Origin of the sequence: Neisseria sp. HMSC055H02 (assembly GCF_001813335.1) — a bacterium.
Lineage (GTDB): Bacteria > Pseudomonadota > Gammaproteobacteria > Burkholderiales > Neisseriaceae > Neisseria > Neisseria sicca_C.
Genome location: NZ_KV812062.1, coordinates 1 through 4,734 on the forward strand (window position 1 = coordinate 1; position 4,734 = coordinate 4,734).

Genomic DNA, 4,734 nt, shown 5'->3' on the forward strand with positions numbered 1-4,734 from the left:
CAGACACTATTTCAGAACTTTCAAAACACCCTCAATCCAAATCCAAACAGCCCAAAACCATCCAATTCTCACAAAAACAAACAGAAACTCAACTCCCAACACCTAATAACACCAAAGGTCGTCTGAAATCTTTTTCAGACGACCTTTGAAATCACTACAACATATCCAAATTCAGTTCAGACTTAATAACAAATCCCTAAAAACATTTGGGTCTTTGATAAAAGTCATCTCACCCTCTTGGGGAAAATGAAAATCTAGCAGTCTTGATACCCAAAAGCGTACGCACCCAGCCCGCTGCGCCACAGGAAAATATTCCTTCTCCGCATCAGATAGCGGACGAATGTTTTCATAACCGTCAATAAACGCTTTGCATAACTTCGCATCCAACTTGTTATCAGAAGTTCTCGACCAATCATTTACTGCGATTGCCAAGTCATACATGAAATTTCCATTACATGCATAATAGAAATCGATGAACCCAGCCACATTTTCCCCATCCAACAAAACGTTGTCTTTAAATAAATCGGCATGAATGATGCCGGATGGCAAATGACCGCCGAGATTGTTTTCCAAATCCGAAATTTCCTTACCCAGCAACTGGGCATCAGCCTCATTCAACTGTGGCAATAATTGTTCATAAGCTTGCTTCCACCATGTGTTATATCGGGGATTTTCCATTTTTTCAGGAAAATCTTGAACCGCCAAATGCATTTTGGCCAACATTGCTCCCGTGTTAAAACACTGCGCCTCGGTCGCCCATGCGGTATCCGCACCATTTAATCTGGTAACGACGCAAGCCGGTTTACCTGCCAATACCGAATCCAGCTTTCCATCTTTTCGTACAATCGGACTTGGACAAGCTACGTTTTTACTACTCAAATGCTTGTTCAAATTCAAGAAAAATGGCAATTCATCCTGACGCAACACTTCAAATACAGTTAAAACATAGCTGCCTTTAGAAGTATTCAAAAAGTAATTACTGTTGGTAATTCCCTGTGCAATGCCTTGCAGGGAAACAAATTCCCCCAGATCATAATCTGACAAAAACTCCCGTATTTGCTCATCAGAAATATTAGTATAGACAGACATAAACTCAATCCAGTGTAAACAATTAATTACAGTATTTTCAGACGACCTACAAACCCAATTCCCTGAGAAAGCGCACGTCGTCCGCCCAGCCTGATTTGACCTTGACCCAAACCTTTAAAAACACTTTGGTATCAAACAGTTTTTCCATATCGAGGCGGGCTTCGGTGGAGATTTTTTTCAGTTTTTCCCCGCCTTTACCGATTAAGATGGCTTTTTGGCTGTCTTTATCGACCAATACGGCGATGTAAATTCGGTAGAGTCCGTTTTCCTCTTCTTCGAATTGTTCGATCTCCACATTCATGGCGTAGGGCAGCTCTTCACCGAGGTAGCGGAACAGTTTTTCGCGCACGATTTCGGTGGCGAGGAAACGGCTGGAACGGTCGGTCACCATTTCTTCCGGATACATCGGCACGCTTTGGGGCAGGTAAGGTCTGAGGCGCGCGAGCAGGTTGGCGATGCCCAATCCGTGTTTGGCGCTGACGGTTTCATGCCCTGCAAATTTGAATTCTGCGCTGATTTGGTCGATAAATTCCTGCAAACCGCTGCTGCCCGCTTTGTTTTTGTCGATTTTGTTGATGACGAGGATGACGGGCGTGTTTGTCGGCAGTTGTTTCATCACGATGCGGTCGGCATCGGTAAAGCGCATGGCTTCGACGACGAAAACGACGGCATCGACACTGCTCAACGCTTCGGTGACGTTTTGATTGAGGCGGTCATTCAGAGCGTTGCGGTGTTTGGTTTGGAAACCAGGGGTATCGACGAAAACGAATTGGGCGGTGTCGTCGGTGTAAATGCCGGTAACGCGGTTGCGCGTGGTTTGGGCTTTTTTACTGGTGATGCTGATTTTTTGCCCGATGAGGTGGTTCATCAGCGTGGACTTGCCGACGTTGGGGCGGCCGACAATAGCGACGAAGCCGCAGCGGTAGTCGGTGGGATGGCTGGATTCGTTTTGCAGGAAGGTTTCGATGTCCATGATGGCTTTCTGTTTGACGTTTCAGACGACCTTTTCGTATCCCTAGGTCGTCTGAAAAATAAATCGGCTATTTTTTCGCTTTTTTCAAAGGATGGTGTTGTTCGAGCCATTGCAGCGCTTCTTTGGCGGCTTGCTGCTCGGCAACTTTGCGGCTGCTGCCTTGTGCTTTGCAGATAAAACCGAGTTCGCCCAAGTCGCATGAAATCAGGAACATACTGTCATTGGCATGACCGATTTGTTCCTCGATGCGGTATTTGGGCAAGGCAAGGCGGCGGGCTTGGAGGGCTTCTTGCAGGGCGGTTTTATTGTCTTTGCCCTGCGTTTTGAAATCGGCACGTTTGACGCGTTCGGCATACAAGTGTCGCACCACTTTCTCCGCTTCTGCAAAATCCGCGTCAAAGCTGACGGCGGCAAACATCGCTTCCATAGCATCGGCAAGGATGGAGGGTCGTCTGAATCCGCCGCTTTTCAACTCGCCCGCGCCCAAATAAAGCCCGTCGCCGACATTCATTTCCAAAGCGATTTCCGCCAACACGCCTTCATTGACCAAGCTCGCGCGCAAACGCGACAACTCGCCTTCGGTCAGCTTGGGGAACGCGTCAAACAACATTTTGGCGACGGTGTAGTTCAAAATCGAATCGCCGACGAACTCGAAACGTTCGTTGTTTTTCGCATGGTAGCTGCGGTGGGTCAGCGCCTGCTGCAAAAGCGCGGTATCTTTGAAATGGTAACCCAGTTTATTCTGAATGGCGGCATGCGCCTGCTGTTTTAACACATCTGTTTTCATGAGGACGTTTGTCTTTCTTCTTGCTTCGGCGTATCGGGTGGGAGGCGGCAAAAATTCAGCCTCCCAAACCAACCCGAATGCGTTTCGGCACTTCATGCAAATACGGAAACACTTTAGGGCTGCAATAGTCGTCTGAAATACAGTTCAGCCCGTTTCAGACGACCAGCATTGTACCATCAAACCATAAGCGGCAAATATATAGTGGATTAACTTTAAACCAGTACGGCGTTGCCTCGCCCTTACCGTACTATCTGTACTGTCTGCGGCTTCGTCGCCTTGTCCTGATTTAAAGTTAATCCACTATAAAGATACACGGTGCAGAGGCTGCCCTAATCATGATAAAATCCGCACAATTTTTACGGCATGCACACACCGCAATGAATAAATTTGCCCAAGCCCTCTCAGCCGCACTCGACCGCTGCATCGTGACCAATACGGTAGCCAAACAAGGCGAACCCGTCGGCTTCCTCTACCGCGAAGCCCCCGTTTTCGAAAACGACAGCGGCTGGCGCTTCTTCAGCGGCGACGAAACCGACGAATACACCGACGATCCCGACAATTTCAGCGTCGTCAGCCTTTCCGAAATTACCCAGTCCAACCCCGCTATCGCCGCGCTCATAACCCGACCCGAAGGCAGCGCATGGGAAATAGGCGAAGACGGGGAGTTTCAAGCCGTTGCCGACTGGCAGCCGCAGGAATAAATCCCCAATATCGTTTTCAGAAAAGCCTCACGTCGTCTGAAAACCCGTTTACCGCTCAAAATCAAAATACAAGGAAACACCATGAACATCATCGCCCCGAACCTCGACGGCGCACACCTGCGCATCGGCATCGTACAAGCCCGCTTTACCAACGAAATCGGCAGCGAAATGCTCAAAGTCTGCTGCCGCACCCTGCAAGAATTGGGCGTAGCCGACGACAACATCACCGTCGCCACCGTACCCGGCGCGCTCGAAGTGCCGCTCGTCCTGCAAAACATGGCAGCCTCCGAGCAATACGACGCGCTGATTGCCATCGGCGTCGTCATCCGCGGCGAAACCTACCACTTCGAACTCGTTTCCAACGAATCCGGTTCAGGCGTAACCCGTGTCGGACTCGACTACAACATCCCCATCGCCAACGCCATCCTGACCACCGAAAACGACGAACAAGCCGTCGCGCGCATTGAAGAAAAAGCCGCCGACGCCGCCAAAGTCGCCGTCGAGTGCGCCAACCTCGTCAACTATCTGATTGAAGAGCAGTTTGACGACGAAGAAGAATAAGCCCGAACGCGAAACCCTTAGCTTTACCGCATTCCGGTTTCGCCCCGTCTGTCGGACAAACCGTTTTCAGACGACCCGTCATCCGACAGAGGTCGTCTGAAACATTCATTACCGCACCACCGTGCCGCCAACGAAGGAATCCCCATGAAAACCCCACGCCGCCGCGCCCGCGAGTTAGCCGTACAAGCCCTCTACCAAGCCGGCATCAACAACACCGCCGCCCCCGAAATCGCTAAAAACATCCAAGACCAGCCCGACTTCGCCAAAGCGGACGAAGAGCTGTTCAACAAACTCTTCTTCGGCACGCACACCCACGCCGCCGAATACATCCAGCAAATCCGCCCCCTGCTCGACCGCGACGAAAAAGACCTCAGCCCCATCGAACGCGCCGTTCTGCTGATGGCATGTCACGAATTGAGCGCGATGCCCGAAACCCCCTACCCCGTCATCATCAACGAAGCCATCGAAGTGACCAAAACCTTCGGCGGCACCGACGGGCACAAATTCGTCAACGGCATCCTCGACAAACTCGCCGCCCAACTGCGCCCGAACGATCCGAAACGCGGCAACGTATGATCTCATTGAATTAATCATAAAAAGGTCGTCTGAAAGTTTCAGACGAC

Annotated in this window: 6 protein-coding genes and 1 pseudogene; 3 read left to right on the forward strand and 4 right to left on the reverse strand. The window is 50.3% G+C overall.

Annotation, left to right across the window (positions count from 1 at the left end; translation table 11 throughout):
- Positions 1 to 171: 171 nt before the first annotated feature.
- From thrB to HMPREF2907_RS13070, 4 genes and pseudogenes are all read right to left on the reverse strand, one after another.
- The gene (gene thrB, locus HMPREF2907_RS00560; RefSeq protein WP_070679115.1) at positions 172 to 1,089 is read right to left on the reverse strand and encodes a homoserine kinase; all 918 of its coding nucleotides are present in this window, start codon (positions 1,087 to 1,089) and stop codon (positions 172 to 174) included.
- Between the two features lie 46 nt (positions 1,090 to 1,135).
- Positions 1,136 to 2,062, reverse strand: coding sequence for a GTPase Era (gene era / locus HMPREF2907_RS00565; RefSeq protein WP_070679116.1), 927 nt, complete (start codon positions 2,060 to 2,062; stop codon positions 1,136 to 1,138).
- Positions 2,063 to 2,129: 67 nt separating this feature from the next.
- The gene (gene rnc / locus HMPREF2907_RS00570; RefSeq protein WP_070679117.1) at positions 2,130 to 2,849 is read right to left on the reverse strand and encodes a ribonuclease III; all 720 of its coding nucleotides are present in this window, start codon (positions 2,847 to 2,849) and stop codon (positions 2,130 to 2,132) included.
- A 166-nt stretch (positions 2,850 to 3,015) separates the two neighbouring features.
- A pseudogene (locus HMPREF2907_RS13070) lies at positions 3,016 to 3,154 on the reverse strand (IS5/IS1182 family transposase); the annotation flags it as partial.
- A gap of 72 nt (positions 3,155 to 3,226) precedes the next feature.
- Between HMPREF2907_RS13070 and HMPREF2907_RS00575 the strand changes: the two are divergent.
- The 3 genes from HMPREF2907_RS00575 (at position 3,227) to nusB (ending at position 4,687) form a co-directional block, all read left to right on the forward strand.
- Positions 3,227 to 3,550, forward strand: a complete 324-nt coding sequence (locus HMPREF2907_RS00575) for a DUF2185 domain-containing protein (RefSeq protein WP_049222683.1) — start codon at positions 3,227 to 3,229, stop codon at positions 3,548 to 3,550.
- An 81-nt stretch (positions 3,551 to 3,631) separates the two neighbouring features.
- Entirely contained in the window at positions 3,632 to 4,111 is a 480-nt protein-coding gene (gene ribH, locus HMPREF2907_RS00580) for a 6,7-dimethyl-8-ribityllumazine synthase (RefSeq protein ID WP_070679118.1), read from the forward strand.
- Positions 4,112 to 4,255: 144 nt separating this feature from the next.
- On the forward strand, positions 4,256 to 4,687 hold the full coding sequence (gene nusB / locus HMPREF2907_RS00585; protein ID WP_003744263.1) for a transcription antitermination factor NusB: 432 nt from the start codon (positions 4,256 to 4,258) through the stop codon (positions 4,685 to 4,687).
- The last annotated feature ends 47 nt before the right edge of the window (positions 4,688 to 4,734 follow it).